17 protein-coding genes and 1 pseudogene are annotated in these 18,638 nt (G+C 70.5%); 13 read left to right on the plus strand and 5 right to left on the minus strand.

Annotation, left to right across the window (positions count from 1 at the left end):
* Window positions 1-50 precede the first annotated feature (50 nt).
* Complete coding sequence (locus AB0D12_RS22450; RefSeq protein WP_362685555.1) at window positions 51-1,055, minus strand: maleylpyruvate isomerase family mycothiol-dependent enzyme; 1,005 nt, start codon at window positions 1,053-1,055, stop codon at window positions 51-53.
* 58 nt (window positions 1,056-1,113) lie between these two features.
* Between AB0D12_RS22450 and AB0D12_RS22455 the strand changes: the two genes are divergently transcribed.
* From AB0D12_RS22455 to mug, 3 genes are read left to right on the plus strand one after another with little or no spacing between them, the layout of a single operon-like run.
* A complete protein-coding gene (locus tag AB0D12_RS22455; protein ID WP_362685558.1) occupies window positions 1,114-1,893 on the plus strand; it encodes an SGNH/GDSL hydrolase family protein in 780 nt (259 codons plus the stop codon).
* Window positions 1,894-1,952: 59 nt separating this feature from the next.
* Window positions 1,953-3,395, plus strand: a complete 1,443-nt coding sequence (gene purB / locus AB0D12_RS22460) for an adenylosuccinate lyase (protein ID WP_362685561.1) — start codon at window positions 1,953-1,955, stop codon at window positions 3,393-3,395.
* The gene (mug, locus tag AB0D12_RS22465) at window positions 3,392-3,940 is read left to right on the plus strand and encodes a G/U mismatch-specific DNA glycosylase (RefSeq protein ID WP_362685784.1); all 549 of its coding nucleotides are present in this window, start codon (window positions 3,392-3,394) and stop codon (window positions 3,938-3,940) included. Before purB ends, mug begins: the two co-directional genes overlap by 4 nt.
* 1 nt (window position 3,941) lies before the next feature.
* Here mug and AB0D12_RS22470 read toward each other — a convergent pair whose 3' ends face one another.
* Complete coding sequence (locus AB0D12_RS22470) at window positions 3,942-4,361, minus strand: hypothetical protein (RefSeq protein ID WP_362685564.1); 420 nt, start codon at window positions 4,359-4,361, stop codon at window positions 3,942-3,944.
* Window positions 4,362-4,570: 209 nt separating this feature from the next.
* On the opposite strand from AB0D12_RS22470, the gene AB0D12_RS22475 reads away from it, so the two are divergent.
* Both AB0D12_RS22475 and AB0D12_RS22480 read left to right on the plus strand, forming a co-directional pair.
* Entirely contained in the window at window positions 4,571-5,860 is a 1,290-nt protein-coding gene (locus tag AB0D12_RS22475; RefSeq protein WP_362685567.1) for a bifunctional GNAT family N-acetyltransferase/ATP-binding protein, read from the plus strand.
* Window positions 5,861-5,951: 91 nt separating this feature from the next.
* Entirely contained in the window at window positions 5,952-7,109 is a 1,158-nt protein-coding gene (locus AB0D12_RS22480; protein ID WP_362685570.1) for an ROK family protein, read from the plus strand.
* 85 nt (window positions 7,110-7,194) lie between these two features.
* On the opposite strand, the gene AB0D12_RS22485 is transcribed toward AB0D12_RS22480, so the two are convergent.
* Both AB0D12_RS22485 and AB0D12_RS22490 read right to left on the minus strand, forming a co-directional pair.
* Complete coding sequence (locus AB0D12_RS22485) at window positions 7,195-7,959, minus strand: GntR family transcriptional regulator (protein ID WP_362685573.1); 765 nt, start codon at window positions 7,957-7,959, stop codon at window positions 7,195-7,197.
* 249 nt (window positions 7,960-8,208) lie between these two features.
* Entirely contained in the window at window positions 8,209-9,093 is an 885-nt protein-coding gene (locus AB0D12_RS22490) for an RNA polymerase sigma-70 factor (RefSeq protein WP_362685576.1), read from the minus strand.
* Between the two features lie 170 nt (window positions 9,094-9,263).
* Here AB0D12_RS22490 and AB0D12_RS22495 point away from each other — a divergent pair, with 170 nt between their 5' ends.
* The 6 genes and pseudogenes from AB0D12_RS22495 (at window position 9,264) to AB0D12_RS22520 (ending at window position 14,903) form a co-directional block, all read left to right on the plus strand.
* Window positions 9,264-10,094, plus strand: a complete 831-nt coding sequence (locus AB0D12_RS22495; protein ID WP_362685579.1) for an alpha/beta hydrolase — start codon at window positions 9,264-9,266, stop codon at window positions 10,092-10,094.
* Between the two features lie 52 nt (window positions 10,095-10,146).
* A pseudogene (locus tag AB0D12_RS22500) lies at window positions 10,147-10,470 on the plus strand (PLP-dependent aminotransferase family protein); the annotation flags it as partial.
* Between the two features lie 139 nt (window positions 10,471-10,609).
* Window positions 10,610-12,187: an alkaline phosphatase D family protein gene (locus AB0D12_RS22505; RefSeq protein WP_362685582.1), complete on the plus strand. Its 1,578-nt coding sequence runs from the start codon at window positions 10,610-10,612 to the stop codon at window positions 12,185-12,187.
* A 56-nt stretch (window positions 12,188-12,243) separates the two neighbouring features.
* Window positions 12,244-12,666 (plus strand): hypothetical protein, encoded by a 423-nt coding sequence (locus AB0D12_RS22510; RefSeq protein ID WP_362685585.1) that lies wholly within the window; start codon window positions 12,244-12,246, stop codon window positions 12,664-12,666.
* Complete coding sequence (locus AB0D12_RS22515; RefSeq protein WP_362685588.1) at window positions 12,663-13,019, plus strand: transcriptional regulator; 357 nt, start codon at window positions 12,663-12,665, stop codon at window positions 13,017-13,019. Before AB0D12_RS22510 ends, AB0D12_RS22515 begins: the two co-directional genes overlap by 4 nt.
* 474 nt (window positions 13,020-13,493) lie before the next feature.
* Window positions 13,494-14,903, plus strand: coding sequence for a GNAT family N-acetyltransferase (locus tag AB0D12_RS22520; RefSeq protein ID WP_362685591.1), 1,410 nt, complete (start codon window positions 13,494-13,496; stop codon window positions 14,901-14,903).
* On the opposite strand, the gene AB0D12_RS22525 is transcribed toward AB0D12_RS22520, so the two are convergent.
* Window positions 14,839-16,038 (minus strand): PLP-dependent transferase, encoded by a 1,200-nt coding sequence (locus tag AB0D12_RS22525; RefSeq protein ID WP_362685594.1) that lies wholly within the window; start codon window positions 16,036-16,038, stop codon window positions 14,839-14,841. The two genes, AB0D12_RS22520 and AB0D12_RS22525, sit on opposite strands and share 65 nt — an antisense overlap.
* Window positions 16,039-16,097: 59 nt before the next feature.
* Here AB0D12_RS22525 and AB0D12_RS22530 point away from each other — a divergent pair, with 59 nt between their 5' ends.
* Both AB0D12_RS22530 and AB0D12_RS22535 read left to right on the plus strand, forming a co-directional pair.
* A complete protein-coding gene (locus AB0D12_RS22530; protein WP_362685597.1) occupies window positions 16,098-16,592 on the plus strand; it encodes an Lrp/AsnC family transcriptional regulator in 495 nt (164 codons plus the stop codon).
* A gap of 81 nt (window positions 16,593-16,673) precedes the next feature.
* Window positions 16,674-18,356: a DUF885 domain-containing protein gene (locus tag AB0D12_RS22535; RefSeq protein WP_362685600.1), complete on the plus strand. Its 1,683-nt coding sequence runs from the start codon at window positions 16,674-16,676 to the stop codon at window positions 18,354-18,356.
* Window positions 18,357-18,638 lie beyond the last annotated feature (282 nt).

Genomic DNA, 18,638 nt, shown 5'->3' on the forward strand with positions numbered 1-18,638 from the left:
GCTCTGGACATACTGCGGAACGCACCGTACCGACAGCCCTCGCGTCAGATCTAGAGCGCGGTCGCGCCCAGCCAGGCGTCCAGAACCGCTCGATCGCCCACGACACGGAAGCGCTCGTCGTCCGCGCGGAGGCGCCCGTGGACGAGCAGCAGAAGATCGCCCGCCGCCGCCTCGACGCCGACGGCGGCCTCCGCCGCGCTCTTCGTCCAGCCGAAACCGGCCTGCCCGAAGGTGATCGTCCAGCTGGCGCCGGTGTCCGTGGCCGACAGCCGGACCGAGCCGTCCCCCAGGACACCGACGGGCCCGGCGAGCCAGGAGAAGTACGGCAGATTCTCCAGGAACTCTTCTATGCCGTCGGCCGCCGTGCCCGCCGCGATGCGGGGTTCGAGGCCCAGGGCCAGTTCGGCGTCGGCGAGATGGACGACGGCCTCGAAGTACAGCCGGCGCGGGAAGAAGCGCACACGCTGGTCGGCGCCGTGGGACCACATCGGCGTTTCGGGATCGACGGTACGCAGGGTGCGCAGCGTGGCCTCGGCGCTGTGGGCCAGCCACTGCGGGTACGCCTTCGGGTCGTCGGGAAGTTCGAGTGGCACATCCCGCGACCAGACCCGCTCGGCGGCCCGGGTCCGTACGAGATGTTCCATCCAGCGGTGCGTGGTGCCGTGGTGCCTGACGAGGTCGGCGAAGGTCCAGCCGGGGCAGCTGGGCACGGGCGTGGCGGGGTCCACGTCCCGTACGGTCTCGACGAACCGGCGCGCCAGCTGTTCGACGGCGTCGCAGTACAGCTCGTGCTGATCGTCGTCGAGGCCGAATCCCTCGGGTATCCGCAGCAGGTCCTCCCGCCAGGCCCCGTCGGGCTGCCGCGCTGCCGCGCGGCGCAGGAGTGCGGAGAGGGCACGGCGGTCGGCGGGCGAGAGCCGGTCGAGCAGATACCCGGTCGTCTCCAGCCATTTCACCGCGATGTCCGGGTCGAGCACATCTTCGTCGCAGGTGTCGATCGTGGTCACAACGTCGGCCAGCGCCTCGGCCAGCGCGTTCAGCAGCGCGTCACTCACGGGGCTCCCTCCTGGTACGGAACCGGGGGACCTTACCGCGCGGTAGGATCACTCCGCCATGGAGATGAATGCCAACTACACCAGTTTTGTCGCGGTAGGCGATTCCTTTACCGAGGGCATGTCCGACCTGTTGCCCGACGGCTCGTACCGTGGCTGGGCGGATCTCCTCGCGGGCCGGCTTGCGGCACGCGGCCCGGGTTTCCGCTACGCGAATCTCGCCGTGCGCGGAAAGCTCATCGGGCAGATCGTCGACGAGCAGGTCGACGTGGCGGCCGCGATGCAGGCGGACGTGGTCACGCTGGTCGGTGGGCTCAATGACACGCTGCGGCCCAAGTACGACATGGGACGGGTGCACGGGCTCCTGGAGGAGGCCGTGGAGAAGCTCGCGCCGTCCTGCAAGCAGCTGGTGCTGATGCGCAGCCCCGGCCGCAACGGGCCGGTGATGGAACGGTTCCGCCCCCGCATGGAGGAGCTGTTCGCGTACGTCGACGAGCTGGCCGCCCGGCACGGTGCGCTGGTGGTGGATCTGTACGGGTCCGAGGTGCTCGGCGATCAGCGGCTGTGGGACGTGGACCGGCTGCATCTGACGGCCGAGGGGCACCGGCGGGTCGCCGAAGCCGTCTGGCAGAAGCTGGGCCTGGAGGCGGAGGACGACTGGCAGGCTCTGCTGCCGTCCGTGGTGCGGACCGGCTGGGCCTCGCGGCGGGTCGGCGATCTTCGGTTCGCGCGCCAGTACTTGGGGCCGTGGATCGGGCGGCGGCTGACAGGGCGCTCCTCGGGGGACGGCCGGCCGGCGAAGCGGCCCGAGCTGCTGGCGTACGAGCCGCCCCTCTCGTAGCAACCTACAACCGGGGCCGCGGCGCTGGCCTGCAGAAACCGCCAGTAGAATCTGGTCACGTGACTGCTGTGTCTGCGAAGCCTCGCATCCCCAATGTCCTGGCCGGCCGCTACGCCTCTGCGGAGCTGGCCGTCCTGTGGTCCCCCGAGCAGAAGGTGAAGCTGGAGCGTCAGCTCTGGCTCGCGGTGCTGCGCGCCCAGAAGGACCTCGGCATCGAGGTGCCCGAGGCCGCGCTCGCCGACTACGAGCGTGTGCTCGACCAGGTCGACCTGGCGTCGATCGCCGAGCGCGAGAAGGTCACCCGCCACGACGTGAAGGCGCGGATCGAGGAGTTCAACGCGCTCGCGGGCCATGAACAGGTCCACAAGGGCATGACCTCCCGCGATCTGACCGAGAACGTCGAGCAGCTGCAGATCCGGCTCTCGCTGGAGCTGATGCGCGACCGCACCGTCTCGGTGCTGGCGCGCCTGGGCAAGCTTGCCGGCGAGTACGCCGAGCTGGTCATGGCCGGGCGCTCGCACAATGTCGCCGCGCAGACCACGACGCTCGGAAAGCGCTTCGCGACCGCGGCCGACGAGCTGCTGGTCGCGTACGGACGGCTCGAGGACCTGCTCGGCCGCTACCCGCTGCGCGGCATCAAGGGCCCGGTCGGCACCGCGCAGGACATGCTCGACCTGCTGGGCGGGGACGCCGCAAAGCTTGCGGAGCTGGAGCAGCGCATTGCCGGGCATCTGGGCTTCGCGCACGCCTTCACCTCGGTCGGCCAGGTCTACCCCCGCTCGCTCGACTACGACGTCGTATCCGCACTGGTGCAGCTGGCCGCCGCGCCGTCCTCCATCGCCAAGACGATCCGGCTGATGGCCGGGCACGAGCTGGTCACCGAGGGCTTCAAGCCCGGCCAGGTCGGCTCCTCCGCGATGCCGCACAAGATGAACACCCGCTCCTGCGAGCGCGTCAACGGCCTGATGGTCATCCTGCGCGGCTACGCGTCGATGACGGGCGAGCTGGCGGGCGACCAGTGGAACGAGGGCGATGTCTCCTGCTCGGTGGTGCGCCGGGTGGCGCTGCCCGACGCGTTCTTCGCCTTCGACGGGCTGCTGGAGACGTTCCTGACGGTGCTCGACGAGTTCGGCGCGTTCCCTGCCGTCATCGCCCGTGAGCTGGACCGGTACCTCCCGTTCCTCGCCACGACCAAGGTCCTGATGAGCGCGGTGCGGGCCGGGGTGGGCCGCGAGGTGGCACACGAGGCCATCAAGGAGAACGCGGTCGCCTCGGCGCTGGCGATGCGCGAGCAGGGCGTCGAGCGCAATGAGCTGCTCGACAAGCTCGCCGCTGACGAGCGGATCCCGCTGGACCGCGCGCAGCTGGACGAGCTGATGGCCGACAAGCTGTCGTTCACCGGCGCGGCCGGCGATCAGGTGGCGGCGGTGGTCTCCCGTATCGAGGAGATCGTCAAGCAGCACCCGGAGGCCGCCGGTTACACCCCGGGGTCGATCCTCTGACCCCCGACGAGCTCGAGGCCGCCCGCGACCGCATCGTTCCGGATGTGGTCGCGGGCGGCCTTTCCGTGCTCTTCTGCGGCATCAACCCCGGCCTGATGACGGCGGCGACGGGCCATCACTTCGCCCGGCCCGGCAACCGGTTCTGGCCCGTGCTGCATCTGTCGGGGTTCACGCCGTATCAGTTCAGGCCCGCGGAGCAGGAGAAGCTGCTCGACCACCGTCTCGGCATCACCAATGTCGTCGCGCGGGCCACGGCACGCGCCGACGAGCTGAGCGACGAGGAGTTCCGCGAGGGCGGGCGGCTGCTCACCGCCAAGGTGGAGCGGCTGCGGCCGCGGTGGCTGGCGGTCGTCGGCGTCACGGCCTACCGCACGGCTTTCGGCGACAAGAAGGCACAGATCGGGCGGCAGGAGCGCACGATCGGTGAGACGAGGATCTGGGCGCTGCCCAACCCGAGCGGGCTCAATGCCCACTGGACCGCGCAGACGATGGCTGAGGAGTTCGGCAGGCTGCGGTCTGCCGCCGAGACACCCCAGCTGTATTGACCTAGCGCGGGTCTGTCGCGGTCACGACCGCCAGCAGTTGTGTCTCGGAGGCGCCTATCGCGATCCAGCGGTCGTCGATCCGCCACAGATGCAGGTACGACAGCAGCGCACTCAGCCGGAGCCACGGTTCCGGCACATCGTCGTCCGCGTCGGCGCGCAACCCGGTACCGATGAGACTGAAGTAGTCGGGCTCGCCCCAGCGTTCCGTCAGCGCGTCCAGCAAGGCCTCGTGTTCGGCCGCGCGCTGCTCCGCGTCCGTCTCCCCATCCGCGTCGTTGTCCGCGCCGTCTCCGACATCCCCGTTCAGCTCCGCGATATGGAATCCCGGACCTTCGGTGCCGACGTCCGACGGGCCGGGCTCCGCGGGGAACCCCCGGGAGCGCAGCAAGTCGATCGTGTCGAGGTGCTGTGCCGTGGTCATGCCTCCAGTAAACCGGCAGGCACTGACAACTGGCAGTCCGTCAGGCCGCCGCAGCGGGCCTGCGGCGCAGGATCCGGCCACCAACGGGTGCGGCCCCGGCCAGAGACGGAACGTCGAGTTTCCCGCCCGGGTTTGTGCACAGTGGCGCAGGACCCGTCGCATCGTCGCCCCTAGCCTCACCGGAACAGCACGAACGAGGGGCGGTACCGATGAACTGGCTCATCCACGACTACCGCGAGAGCGATCTCGCGGCAGTGGTCCACCTGATCGACACCACGGCCGAACTCGGCCAGGAGTCCGTCTTCTCACTCGCCGAGTGCATCGGTGCGCTCACCTCCCGGCAGCCCGCCGTCGTCGCCGTTCACCAGGGCGTCCCCATCGGGGCGGCGCTCGCCTGTGTGGCCGGTGAGCGTGCCTGGGTGATGCGCATCGCCATTTCCTCGGCCTGGCGCGGCCGGGGACTGGCCAGCGCACTCCTGGTGGAGCTGGAGCGGCGGCTCGTCGCCGCCCGGGTGGGCCGTATCGCCTATGTGCTCCCCGAGGAGGAGCTCCTCGGCGAGGGGCTGCTCAACGCGGGCTACACGCGGCAGCCCGCCGTGGCCTACTTCGAGAAGGTGGAGCCGCTGCACGGCCCCGCAGCCAGTCTGCTGGAGGACCTCGGCGGACGGTTCCTGCCTAACGACCTGTGGGCCAAGGTGGCCGGCATGGAGGCGGAGAAAGACCTGATCGAGCGACGGGTCGTCCTGCCGCTGGCGGAGCCGGAGCGAGCCGCGCGGCACGGGGTGCGGCCGCCGCGGGCCATCGCGCTGTTCGGTCCGCCCGGGACCGGGAAGACCACGTTCGCCCGGGGCATCGCCTCCAAGCTCGGCTGGCCGTTCGTGGAACTGCTGCCTTCCCGGCTGGCCGACGAGGGCAATCTCGCTGCGGCGCTGCGCAGCGCGTTCGCACGGATCGCGGAGCTGGAGCGGGTGCTCGTCTTCATCGACGAGGTCGAGGAGATCGCACCGGTCCGCACGGAGCCCGCGCAGCCCGGCGGGATGCACGGTGTGACCAATGAACTGCTCAAGCTCATACCGGGCTTCCGGGAACGGGACGAGCGGCTGCTGGTGTGCGCCACCAACTCCATCCGCTCGCTCGACCCGGCCTTCCTGCGGCCCGGCAGGTTCGACTATCTGATCCCGATCGGCACCCCGGACGAGGCGGCGCGGGCGGCGATATGGTCCCGGTACACGGACGGCCGGTCCGACGTGGATGTGACGGTACTGGTGGCGGCGACCGACCTGTTCACTCCGGCGGACATCGAGCATGCGGCCCGGATCGCCGCCCAGTGCGCGTTCGAGCGGGATCTGGAAACGATCGGCAGGGGTACGGGCGGTCAACAGGCGCTCGGCGCGAGCACAAAGGACTATCTGGCGGCCATCGCCCAGTGCCGGCCGACCGTGACGCCCGCGATGATCGAGCAGTTCGGCGCCGACATCAGCGCCCACGCCCGGTTCTGAGGCGAGTCAGCCGCCCCGTACACCACTCGCCGCCTCTGCTGTCAACGAGTACGATCCGGCCAGACACGTGCTCGGGCTGGGAGGACACACGGTGGGGCGGCTGACCGGCGGAGATCCGTCGCTGCTGCGGCGAATCAACTCCGCGGTGGTACTCCATGCACTGCGGGGCGCTGACTGCCCCACGCTCACAGATCTGACCCGCATCACAGGGCTTTCCCGGCCAACGGTCGAAGGTGTCGTCGAGGGCCTCATGGAGACCGGACTGGTCGTCGAGAGCGTCCTCGAGGAGGGTGGCGCGCGCCGTCAGGGACGTCCGGCCCGGCGGTTCAGGTTCCGGGCCGAGGCCGGTCATCTGCTGGGCGTCGAAATCGGATCGCACCGGGTGGCGGCACTGCTGTCGGGTCTGGACGGGCGCGTCATCGGCGCCGGGTCCCGGGATGTGTCCGAGACGGCCTCCGAGGACGAACGGCTGGAACGGGTGCGGCTGGTCGTCGCCGATGTACTGCGGCGCGCCGGTGTCGCACGCAGCAGCCTGCGCGCGGTCGGGGTCGGTTCCCCGGGCATCGTGGAGGCCGACGGCACCGTACGGCTGGGGACCGCGCTGCCGGGCTGGACCGGCCTGGCGCTGGGCGAGCGGCTGCGCAGGTCGTTCCGCTGTCCGGTGCTGGTGGAGAACGACGCCAATGCCGCCGCGGTCGCCGAGCACTGGAAGGGAGCCGCGACCGAGTCCGACGACATCGTCTTCGTGCTGGCGGGGCTCAGCCCGGGCGCCGGTTCGCTGATCGGCGGACGGCTGCACCGCGGCTTCGGCGGCGCGGCCGGCGAGATCGGGGCGCTGCATCTGCTGGGCCGCGAAGTGACCCCGGAGAAGCTCCTGTCCACGACGGACGAGCCGCTGCATCCCCTCGACGAGCAGGCCGTGGCCGATGTCTTCGCCCTGGCCAAGCGGGGCGATTCCCGCGCGCAGGCCGCGGTCCAGCGGTTCATCCAGCGTCTGGTGCACGATGTGGCGGCGCTGGTGCTGGCGCTCGATCCGGAGCTGGTGGTGATCGGCGGCTGGGCGGCCGGACTCGACGGCGTACTCGATCCACTGCGCGACGAGCTGTCCCGCTACTGTCTGCGCCCGCCGCGGGTGACGCTCTCACTGCTCGGCGAGGCGGCCGTGGCGACCGGCGCGCTGCGCCTGGCGCTGGACCATGTCGAGGAGCAGCTCTTCGCCGTCGAGGGAACGGTGACGGCCCGCCGCTGAGCGCGAGCTCGGGCGACGGGCCGTATGAGGACGGGCGTACGAAGCGACGGGCGTACGAAGCGACGGCCCGTATGCGCGGTCGGACTCAGGAAGCGCGGCGTTCCTGCTCGTGGTGGCTGATCTCCAGATCGCCGGAGTCCCCGAAGGTGAGCCGGCAGGTGTCGGCCCGGTAAGTGGCCACCGAGACGGCCGCGGTCCTGCCCTTGGAGAAGTAGCGGGTGGTGACGACCAGGACGGGCGCGCCCGGCAGCCGGTCGAGCTCCTTGGCGTCGTCGGCGCGCGCCGAGCCCAGTTCCACCGCGCGGTCCTGGCCCTCGAGCTCGAGGCGCTGGAGTTCACGCAGTACGCCACGGGCGCGGGCGGGTCCGGACGGCGCGTCGATCGCCGAGAGCTCGGGCACGGACGAGACCGGCACATACAGCAGCTCGGCCGCGACGGACTGGCCACGGCTGACGCGCAGCCTGCGCACCGTGTACGTCTCTTCGCCGGTGTCCGTCTCGAGCAGACGCGCCACCGCCTGGGGCGGCACCACTGTCGTGCAGTCGACGGACTGCCAGGCGTCCTGGCCGGTGCTGGGCCAGGCGGGCTCGGTGGTGGAGACGTCGACGCCCATGCGCGGCGGTGCGACGGTCGTGCCGACGCCCCGGCGTCGCTGCAACCGGCCTTCCAGCTCGAGCTGTTCGAGCGCCTGCCGGAGTGTGGCGCGGGCGACTCCGAAGCGAGCGGCGAGATCACGCTCGTTCGGAAGGATCTCACCGACCTCGAAGTCCGAGTCGAGCGCTTCGCCGATCACGGTCCTGAGGTGCCAGTACTTAGGCTCCGGCACTGTTTCCAGCTGCGTGGTCCCCACCCTGATCCTCCGCAATCGCTGTGTCAGCAGCGGCTATTCCGCGCCCTTGTTTATTAAAGGTTCCTGCACTATCCCTGCGACCATAGGACGGCCCACCCCCTTGGTCAAGACCAATCCTGCGCCAGTTACGCAGTGGAACGGACCGGATTCGCAGAGCGTTCACAGGACGTTCGTCGCCCTGTGAAACGCAGGCAGCACAAAACCCCGCGTCCGATATGGACGCGGGGCCTGACGTGCGACGCGACGGTTCTACGCAGAACCGAGCGAGACGAGTTTGTCAGGGTTGCGCTGGATGTAGACGCATTGAATCCGTCCGTCCAGAACTTCCAACTGGAGGACGGTGTCCGGCTTTCCGGCGGACAGGACGAGAAGCGCCGGGCCTCCGTTGAGCTCGACGAAGCGGAGCTCCATATCCTGGATCGGCTGCTGCGCGACGGCGAAGAGGAAGCGTCCGACCTTGTCCACGCTCTGCATGACGCGCAGCGGCGCCTTGGACTTGCCGCCGCTGTCGCCGACCAGCCGCACATCGGGCGCCAGCAGGGACAACAGCGCCTTCAGGTCACCGCCTGACGCGGCGTCCAGGAAGCGCTCGGTGAGATCGCGGCGTTCGGTGGGGTCGACGTCGTAGCGGGGCTTGCGCTCCTCGACATGCTTACGCGCCCGGCCGGCGAGCTGCCGTACCGCCGCCTCGGTCCGGTCGAGGGTGGTCGCAATCTCGCCGTAAGGGAATCCGAAGGCCTCGCGCAGCACGAAGACCGCGCGCTCCAGCGGCGACAGCGCCTCCAGGACGACCAGGACGGCGAGTGATACGGATTCGGCGAGGACGGCCCGCTCGGCGGTGTCGGGGACTGTGTCCCCGAAGTCGGTGGCGATCGGCTCCGGCAGCCAGGGGCCGACGTACGCCTCCCGCCGCGACTGGACGTGCCGCAGCCGGTCGATGGCGAGGCGGGTGGTGGTCCTCACGAGATAGCCGCGCGGCTCCAGGACGTCGCCGCGCTCCTCGGCCGACCAGCGCAGCCAGGCCTCCTGCACCACATCCTCGGCGTCGGCCACCCGGCCGAGCATGCGGTACGCCACGCCGGTCAGAACGGGCCGGTGCTCTTCGAATACGTCAGTCACGGTGTCTGCTGCCACCCGTCCATCCCAACCGACCTCGCACCGGCTGTCCAGGCGGTTCGGGTGCGTCGCACGGCACAGTCCTCGGTCGGCCCAGCCTGCCCACTTGAACTCGAAGCTACTGAGCGGTAATTGTTACTGACGGGCTGTCTAAAACAGGCGCCCGGGCGACAACAGGGAGCAGCAGCATGGCCGCAGAGATCTCATTCTCCATCAAGTCCCCCCGGGGCAGCCGCACGCTGTCCGTCGCGTACGAGCGCTCCGGGGCGGGTGAGCCGCTGCTGCTGCTCCACGGCATCGGGCACCACTGGCAGGCCTGGGAGCCGGTGCTGGGGATCCTGGCGGCCGAACGCGATGTCATCGCCGTCGACCTGCCCGGCTTCGGCACCTCGCCGGCGCTGCCCGACGGCGTGTCCTACGACCTCACCACCGTGGGCTCGGTGCTCGGCTCGCTCTGCGAGGAGCTGAAGGTCGAGCGCCCGCATGTCGTGGGAAACTCCCTCGGCGGACTGCTCGCCCTGGAGCTGGGGCGCGAGAAGCTCGTACGGTCGGTGACGGCGCTGTCGCCCGCCGGCTTCTGGACCGAGGCCGAGCGGCGCTACGCCTTCATGACGCTGCGCGCGATGCGGCTCGGCGCACGGTCGATGCCGCTGCCGCTGATCGAGCGGCTGTCCCGGACGGCCGCCGGGCGGGCGGCGCTGACCAGCAGCATCTATGCCCGGCCCGGCCGGCGCTCACCCGAGGCGGCCGTCGCCGAGACTCTCGCGCTCCGCGACGCCACCGGCTTTCATCAGACACTCGCCGCCGGCCGCTACGTCCTGTTCACCGACGATGTGCCCGACGTGCCGGTCACCATCGGCTGGGGAACGAAGGACCGGCTGCTGCTGCGCCGCCAGGGCATCAGGGCCAAGCAGGCCATCCCGGGGGCGCGGCTCGTGCGGCTGCCCGGCTGCGGCCATGTCCCCATGAACGACGACCCCGCGCTCGTCGCGCGCGTCATCCTGGACGGCAGCCGCTGACCGCCCCCTGAACACGCCCGAGCCGAGCGCAGCGCCCGCTCCGACCAGCACCCTCCGTCGCTGCCAGCGTGCCTACCGGGAGCGGCGCGACGCGCTCGTCGGCGCCCTCACGGACCACGTGCCCGGCACCGAGGTCAGCGGTATCGCCGCCGGTCTGCACATCATCGCGCGGCTGCCCGAGCGGTACGGCCCCGAGCCGCGATTCCTGGACTCGGCGGCACGGTCCGGGGTGGCGGTACGCCCGCTGGCCGACTACATGGCGGCCGACGAGGGGGACGCCGCAGTGCGGCTGGTCCTCGGGTACGCGCATCTGGCGCCGACCGATATCGAGCGCGGCGTGCGGCTGATGGCGGAAGCGGTGCGGAAGGCGCTGTGAAGTGCCTCGTTCCTGCGGGCCGTTGGACGGTCCTCGTACGCCGCGCAGGGCCGGTTGTTCCCGGGGTTCGCGTGGCGGCCGCAGCCGGGCAGTAGGCATGGCACGGCACACCGGCCCGAGCTGCCCTGGAGGCACAGCGATGTCACACAGCCCGCGGATACCCTCCCCCGACCGCCGTTCCGTTCTGCGCGGCACGGTCGCCGCCTCGGCAGCACTGGCTCTGCCCGCGGTGGGAGCGGCGCCCGCGCTCGCGCTGTCCGGCCGCCCGCGCGCCGCATGGGGTGTGCAGACCGGCGATGTGACCTCCTCGTCCGGTCTGGTGTGGGTGCGCTCCGACCGGCCCGCCCGGATGATCGTGGAGACGTCCGCGACTGAGTCCTTCCGGCACACGCACAGATGGCACGGCCCGCTGGTCGGGGCCGACACCGACTTCACGGGACGGACCGCGCTGCGCGGACTGCCCGCCGGTGAGCAGGTGCACTACCGGGTCACGCTCGCCGACCCGGAAGACCCCCGCCGCACCGGGGAGCCGGTCTACGGGACCTTCCGTACGGCGCCCGCCGAGCGCCGTGAAGGAGTGCGCTTTCTGTGGTCGGGCGATATCGCGGGGCAGGGTTGGGGCATCAACCCGGACATCGGCGGCTATCGCGCGTACGACGAGATGCGCCGTCTCGACCCGGACTTCTTCCTCTGCAGCGGGGACACGATCTACGCGGACGGCGTGATCGAGCCGAGCGTGACGCTGCCCGACGGCCGGATCTGGCGGAACATCACCACCGAGGAGAAGTCCAAGGTGGCGCAGACGCTGGCGGATTTCCGCGGGAACTTCCGCTACAACCTGCTCGACGAGAACGTCCGGCGCTTCAACGCGCAGGTGCCCACGGTCGTGCAGTGGGACGACCACGAGGTGCGCAACAACTGGTACCCGGGCCAGATCCTCGACGATCCGCGCTACACCGAGAAGAACGTGGATGTGCTCGCGGAGCGCTCGAGCCGTGCCTTCAGCGAGTATTTCCCCGTCTCGACGCTCGCCGCCCCCGGGCGCGACGGCCGTGTGCACCGGGTGGTGCGTTACGGACCGCTGCTCGATGTGTTCGTCCTCGACATGCGCTCGTACCGCAATGCCAACTCCCCCGGCCGGCAGCCCGATGACGCACAGGGCATCCTCGGCGCCGAGCAGCTCGCCTGGCTCAAGCGTGAGCTGTCGCGGTCCCGCGCGGTGTGGAAGGTGATCGCCTCGGACATGCCGCTCGGGCTGGTCGTGGCGGACGGGACGGCGAACTTCGAGGCCGTCGCACAGGGGGATCCAGGAGCGCCGCTCGGGCGTGAGCTGCAGATCGCCGAGCTGCTGCGGTACATCAAGCACCGCCGGATCACGGGCACTGTGTGGCTCACCGCGGATGTGCACTACACCTCGGCGCAGCACTACGACCCGTCGCGGGCGGCTTTCAAGGACTTCGCGCCCTTCTGGGAGTTCGTCTCGGGGCCGCTGGCCGCCGGCGGCTTCCCGGCCAACGCGCTCGACGCCACCTTCGGTCCTGAGCGGGTCTTCGTCCGGGCGCCGGAGCGCGCCAATGTCTCGCCGATGGAGTCGCCGCAGTACTTCGGCGAGGTCGACATCGACGGCGGCAGTGGTGAGTTGACGGTCCGGCTGCGGGCAGAGGGCGGAACGGTTCTGTTCAGCAAGGTGCTTCAGCCCGGGCGTGTGGGGCAGTAGGACACGCGCCCAGCACTTACTTGCCGCTTTGGAAAGTAAGTGCCATCCTCGCAAGTATGAGTGAACAGAGGGACGCCGCGGCGGCGTTGAAGCGCGCGAACCTCGCGGAGAGCGCCACACGCCGCCGCGGCAGCGGTTGGTACGCGCGGTATCTCGTCGTCTTCGCCGCCGGTCAACTGGTACTGGTACCGATGGCGGTGCTGTGGCAAGGGCGGTCCGCGGCACTCGTCTTCGCGGTCATCAATGCCATGCTCGTCGGGGGGCTCAGCATGTACGCAGCCCGGCAGCGCGTCATCCGCCGGGGGTTCGGCGCCCGGCACGGCGCGCTGATCGGCTCCTGGGCGGTGGCCTACTCCCTCACCGTCGCGCTCAGCGTCTCCGCCTTCGAGGGCAGCGTGCTCTTCGCGGTGATCGGAGCCCTGTGGTGCGCGCTGCCGCCGGCGGTCGGTGCCTGGCAGGAGACGCGGCGGTCGGCATGACGAAGAGCACGCAGCAGACCGGGAACGACGAGAAGGCCGAGAACGCCGGGAAGGAGACGGGTACGCATCCGCGCCACGCGCTCGCCCCGCTGCTCACCTCGCCCGTCCGGCTGTCGATCGTGGCGGCCCTGGCACCGCTGGACAAGGCCGAGTTCGGGATTTTGCGCGACCTGGTCGAGGTCACCGACTCAGCGCTGTCCAAGCAGGTCGCGGCTCTCGAGGAAGCCGGCTGGGTCGGGGTGGACAAGGGCAGGGTGGGGCGGCGGGCGCGGACCTGGCTGTCTCTGACGGACGAGGGGCGCGCCGTATACCGGCGGCATCTGGACGCACTGCGGGCCATAGCCGGCTCCTGACCGACCGCCCCGGCCCAAGGAGGTGGCCGAGGCGGTCCCGCTCGGCACGGTGAAGCCCAACCGGCCGGCCGAGTCCGCCCGTACGACCGCCGCGAACGGCGCGTAGGCGACGACCTGGTCCTTTCTCGCCGCCGCGCTGTCGGGACTGATGACCGCCGGGGCACCCTCGCGCGAGTCGGGATACGTGCCGTGCGCAGACTGCGTCGAGCTCTGCGGCGCGGCGGTCACGACGGCAGCGGGGCCGGAGCCGGCGGCGGAAGGGCGGAGATACCTGGGCTTGCGGCCTCGCCGGTCGCGGTGGCTCATCCCAGCTGGTCACCGGCGCATCCCGGCCGATGGCCGCGTTGCGACAGGGAAGCGATCACTCCACGCCAGGAACGGCGAAAATCAGCCTATAGCCGTCCAGATTGATGCTTAACCCGTCAGTCACAAAGCGTTCGTGATCACGCAACACCGTTCGGTCACAGTGATGGCATGACAGATGTGACTTCTGCGAAGAGTGCCCGCCGCCCACACCACTGGCGGCGGGATCTCGTCGAACTGGCAGCCATGTTCACCGCCGTCGCGGTCGCCGACGCCATCGCGAACATGATCGGGCACGGGCCGGACGGCCCGTTCCTGCTCATTGCCTCAGCCGTGGCCCTCGTCGCCACGGCCGCTTTCCACACATGGTGGGCACGACACCACAGTCATGCCCCTCCGGCGGACAGTACGGACAGCATCGACGTCACGGGAGATGCCGGGGTGGCGGTGTCCTCCGCGACCGGGGCCGCGGCACGGGGAGAGCTGTACGAGACGGCGCTGTGGCGGATGCGGACCACTGTGCGGGACACACCCGGCAGCCTGGCCGCGCTGTGCATCGCCCTCGCACAGCACCGGGTCGACATCCTCACCCTCCAGACCCATCCGCTGGCCGAGGGCACGGTGGACGAGTTCCTGCTGCGTGCCCCCGCGTCCCTGCAGGCGCAGCAGCTCACGCGGGAGATCTCCGGGGCGGGCGGCAGCAACACCTGGATCGAGCGGGCCGACGCCCACGATCTCGTCGACATCCCCACCCGGGTGCTGGGCCTCGCCACCCGTACCGCCCTTGACACGGCCGAACTCCCGCTGGCACTGCGCCAGTTGCTCGGCCGCTGCACGATCCACTCGCTGCCCCCGGTCTCGCTGACGGGCCGGCCCACCGGAGAGATCCCGCCGGTGGAAGGCGTGCTGGAGGAGACGGTGATGCGGCTGCGCGACCCGAACGGTGGAGCCATCACCGTCGAACGGCCCTATCTTCCGTTCACGCCCACCGAGTTCGCACGGGCCCGAGCCCTGGTGGAACTGGACGCGCGCCTCGGCCCCCGTATCCCGCGCAGCCACGACGTCCTCACCCTCCCCGAGGGCAACGAGATCACCGTGCGCCGCGTCGACCAGGGCGACGTCGAAGCCGCCGTGGCCATGCACGACCGCTGCTCCGAGCGCACCCTGAGCATGCGCTACCACGGCCCGGTCGGCGACGCCGACCGCTACCTCAACCACCTGCTCAGCCCGCGTTTCGGCCGCACCCTCGCTGTCCAGACCGCCTCCGGCCGTCTCGTCGCCCTCGGGCATCTCCTCTGGGACGGGGACGAGACCGAGGTCGCGCTGCTCGTCGAGGACGAATGGCAGGGCCGCGGCATCGGCTCGGAACTGCTCGGCCGACTGGTCGCCCTCGCTGTCGAGGCGGGCTGCGGCAGCGTCTACGCCGTCACCCGTTCCTCCAACACCGCGATGGTGGCAGCCATGCGCGCCCTGAACCTGCCGCTCGACTACCAGATCGAGGAGGGCACGCTGGTCATCACCGCCCGACTTGACGCGACTCCCGTACGCGCGCTGTTTCCGTACGAACAGGCTGAGCGCTGAGGGCCTCGGTCAGATCACGCCATAGATCCTCCACGTCCTCAAGACCGACCGACATCCGCAGCAGCCGGTCGCTGACGCCCGCCGAGCGCCGGTCTCCCTCAGCCACGATGCGGTGGCTGATGGAGGCCGGGTGCTGGATCAGGCTGTCGACGCTGCCGAGACTGACCGCCGGCGTGATCAGCCGCACGGCCGAGATCACGCTCCGCGGGTCCCCGTACACCTCGAAGGAGACCATCGCCCCGCCCACGCTCGGATAGTGGACCCGGGCGATCCGCGGGTCGGCGGCCAGCCGGCAGGCCAGGTCGGCCGCCGTGGCGGAGGCGGCCCGTACCCGTACCGGCAGCGTGGACAGTCCACGCAGCAGCAGATATCCGGCCATCGGATGCAGGACGCCGCCGGTCGCGAACCGCACCTGCCGGAGGCTGCGGGCGAACTCCTCGTCGCAGGCCACCACACCGCCCATCACATCGCCGTGCCCGCCCAGGTACTTGGTCGCGCTGTGCAGCACGATCCGCGCCCCGTGCTCCACCGGCCGCTGCAGCACAGGCGTGGCGAAGGTGTTGTCGACGAGCAGCGGCACGGAGCCGCAGGCGTGCCGAACGGCTCGCAGATCGACCTCGGCGAGCGTCGGGTTGGCGGGCGTCTCCACCATCACAAGGCCGGTTTCCGGCCGGATCGCCTCCGCGATGCCCGCGGGGTCGGTCCAGGTCACCTCGGTCCCGAGCAGCCCCGCGTTCAGCAGATGGTCGCTGCACCCGTACAACGGCCGGACCGCGACCACGTGACGCAGCCCGATGCTCGCCCGTACCAGCAGTACGGCGGTGAGCGCGGCCATCCCGCTGGCGAACGCGACCGCGCTCTCGGCTCCTTCCAGCCTGGCGAGCGCTGTCTCGAAACGGGCCGTGGTCGGGTTGTCGAGCCGGGCGTAGACCGGCGGTCCCTCCAGTCGCGCGCCGGTGGCGGCGAAGCCGTCGATGCGCTCGGCCTCACCTGCGGCGTCGTACGACGGGTAGGTGGTGGACAGGTCCAGCGGCGGGGCGTGCACGCCGAGCTCTGCGAGGTCCTCGCGTCCGGCGTGTACTGCTTCGGTGGCCAGGGCCCGGGGTGCGGGGGTGACCGAGGCTGCGTTCTCCATGTCCGCACTCTGAACACCTACCGGGAGGTAATGGCCAAGGGTCGTGTTACGTTCGGCGAATGGCTGAATCTGTCGCACTCGACCCGGTGGATCTGCACATACTCCGCCTGCTGCAGAACGACGCCCGGACCACCTATCGCGAGCTGGCCGCGGAGGTCGGAGTGGCGCCGTCCACCTGCCTGGACCGGGTGACCAGGCTGCGCCGCTCCGGCGTGATCCTCGGGCATCGGCTGGCCCTGGATCCCGCCCGGCTGGGGCGTGGGCTGCAGGCGCTCCTCTCCGTGCAGGTCCGGCCGCACCGGCGGGAACTGATCGGTCCGTTCGTGGAGCGGATCCGCGCGCTGCCCGAGTCCCGGGCGCTGTTCCATCTCACCGGTCCCGACGACTATCTGGTGCATGTGGCCGTGACGGACACGGCCGATCTGCAGCGTCTGGTGGTGGACGAGTTCACCTCACGGCGAGAAGTCGCCAGGGTCGAGACGCGACTGATCTTCCAGCAGTGGGACTGCGGCCCGCTGCTGCCTCCGATGCCGGTCGGCGCCCAGGATCATTGACAGGCCACTGACAGGCCACCGACAGGCGACTGAGATCCAATGATGGTGACGCGGAGGCCTCAGTCGTATGAGGATGTGCGCATGCCAGTCACTTCCAGCAGCGCGCTGCCACGACAGGTCGCCGACTCCTACGTCGACGCACTCATCGAACTCGACCCGACCATCGGCACGTATCTGGGACTCAAGGAGAGCTCGGGCCTCCTTCCCGACTACTCACCAGCCGGTCAGGAGGCTTTCGCCGAACTCGCTCGCGAGACACTCGCCAGGCTGGACGATGCCGAGAAGCTGCCGGCCGCGGAGAGCGATGCGGAACGGCGCTGCGGCCGGCTGTTGCGAGAGCGTCTGACAGCGGAACTCGCCGTGCACGAAACCGATGAAGGTCTGCGCACGGTGAGCAATATGCGCTCGCCGGTGCACACGGTGCGCGAGGTGTTCACCGTGACGCCGACGCAGACCGATGAGGACTGGTCGGCCGTGGCGCAGCGGCTGCGGGCGGTGCCGCGCGCTCTGGAGGGCTACCGCGCCTCGCTGGCGCTGGGACTCGAGCGGAAGCTGCTGGGCGGCCCCCGCGCGACCCGGACCAATATCGACCAGATGACCGAGTGGCTCGGCACGGATCGCAGCTGGTTCGAGGAGTTCGCGGCGGGCGGCCCCCTCACGCTCCGCACCGAGCTCGACGAGGCGGCCCGCAGTGCGACCGGGGCACTTGCGGAACTGCGCGACTGGATGCGCGATGTCTACGCCCCCGCCGTGGCGGACGCGCCCGACACGGTGGGCCGCGAGCGCTACGCCCGCTGGTCGCGCTACTTCAACGGCACCGACCTCGACCTCGACGAGGCCTACGCATACGGCTGGTCCGAGTATCACCGGCTGCTGGCCGAGATGAAGACCGAGGCGGACAGGATCCTTCCGGGCGCGGGGCCCTGGGAAGCGCTTGCGCACCTCGACGAGCACGGTGAGCACATCGAAGGCGTCGAGGAGGTGCGGGCCTGGCTGCAGAAGATCATGGACGAGGCGATCGAGGCGCTGGACGGCACGCACTTCGAACTGGCCGAGCGGGTACGGAAGGTGGAGTCCCGGATCGCTCCGCCGGGCGGCGCGGCGGCGCCGTACTACACCGGCCCGTCCGAAGACTTCAGCCGCCCCGGCTGTACCTGGCTGCCGACCATGGGCGCCACGCGTTTCCCGGTGTACGACCTGGTGTCGACCTGGTACCACGAGGGCGTTCCCGGCCACCATCTGCAGATCGCGCAGTGGGTGCATGTCGCGGACCAGCTCTCCCGCTACCAGGCGACGATCGGCGGGGTCAGCGCCAACGCCGAGGGCTGGGCGCTGTATGCGGAGCGGCTGATGGACGAACTGGGCTTCCTGCCCGACCCGGAGCGCAGGCTGGGCTATCTGGACGCGCAGATGATGCGGGCATGCCGGGTGATCGTGGACATCGGCATGCATCTGGAGCTGGAGATCCCGGCGGACTCGCCGTTCCACCCGGGCGAGCGCTGGACACCGGCTCTGGGGCAGGAGTTCTTCGGCAGCCACAGCGGACGGCCGGCGGACTTCGTGGAGAGCGAGCTGACGCGGTATCTGTCCGTTCCGGCACAGGCGATCGGCTACAAGCTGGGTGAGCGGGCGTGGCTGCTGGGCCGGGAGAACGCGCGCAAGGCACACGGCGACGCGTTCGACGCGAAGGCCTGGCACATGGCGGCCCTCTCGCAGGGCTCGCTGGGCCTGGACGATCTGGTCGACGAGTTGTCGAAGCTCTGACAGCGGACGGCCGGAGTCGCGTACGGCCCGCCGCGGCGGCCGGGTTCAGCCGAATGGCATGAGCCGGCCACCGTCGGCCCGTGCGGCGACGACGGGGAGCCGGTACGCGGTGGGCGCATCGCTGGACGTGGCGCCGCCGGCGGACGCCCCGCGCCGGGGCGAGGTGGCTGGAGTTCGCCGCGCGTGTGGAGGCGGCGGACCTGCCGAGCGCGATCGTGGTCGACGTCGCGGGGCCGTGCGAGCGGCGACAGCGGCGGTGACGGCTGGGCGGTCGTCGAGGGC

This window comes from Streptomyces sp. NPDC048479 (genome assembly GCF_040651435.1).
GTDB lineage: Bacteria > Actinomycetota > Actinomycetes > Streptomycetales > Streptomycetaceae > Streptomyces.